Source organism: Melioribacter sp. Ez-97 (assembly GCF_051488665.1).
Classification (GTDB): Bacteria; Bacteroidota; Ignavibacteria; order Ignavibacteriales; family Melioribacteraceae; genus Melioribacter.
In genome coordinates this window covers 1-795 of sequence record NZ_JBPSEG010000038.1, presented here as the reverse complement: position 1 = coordinate 795, position 795 = coordinate 1, and the positions used below count along the sequence as shown (strand labels likewise).

2 protein-coding genes are annotated in these 795 nt (G+C 29.9%); both read right to left on the bottom strand.

Translation table 11 applies throughout. The features are described from left to right. The coding region (locus ACSSWA_RS14935; RefSeq protein ID WP_437357454.1) for a hypothetical protein at positions 1–400 on the bottom strand (400 nt) is incomplete at its 3' end. Between the two features lie 8 nt (positions 401–408). Further along, positions 409–795: T9SS type A sorting domain-containing protein (locus tag ACSSWA_RS14930; protein WP_437357452.1), on the bottom strand; the 387-nt coding region annotated here is incomplete at its 5' end.

The window sequence follows — 795 nt, the reverse complement described above, 5'->3', positions numbered from 1 at the left end:
TAAATATCAATTCACCTACATGCTTGGTTGTATCCTTAGAATAAAAATATTTCTTCTTTTCTTCCCTGTAAATTGAGACTGTATATTGGCCTGAATTTAGTCCCATCAGAGAAATATAAAGATCGTAGGAACACATACAATTTGCTATTGGGCCGACTGTATCGCATTGTATAATAACAATATTGCTTTTTTCTATAATTGTTAATTCTGCATTAAATTTTGATGCACAATTTGCTGTAACGTTTATATTCCATATTTGAACAGTATCGCCAATAATTTTAACGAAGACAGAGTCTTCTTTACCAATTAATGTGGTATCAAAAATCGTGAATAATAGAATAAATATTAAACCTTTAGATAAAGGCTTAATTGCAATAGATTTTATTCCATTGATAAACATAATGCCTCCTATTTGATAAGCATCATCTTCTTAACAATATAATTCTTTCCAGCTTTCAATGTGTAAAAGTATATTCCACTCGAAAGATTATATTTGTCAGCTGAAAATTCTACTTTGTAACTGCCAGCATTTTGATATTCATTTATGAGTGTAGCTATTTCCCTTCCTAAAATGTCATAAACTTTTAATGTTACATAATTTTTCTCAGGCAATTGATAACTGATTACTGTTGTTGGGTTAAATGGATTCGGGTAGTTTGTTATTTCGTATCCTTTTTCTACTTCATCTGTTTTTTTGTTCTCTTCTTTATTCAATACCTCATAATTCATCTTTCTATCATCTTCTCCCAGTAGTATTCCGCTGTGTATTGTTATTTCATCTCCCGGATATTTATC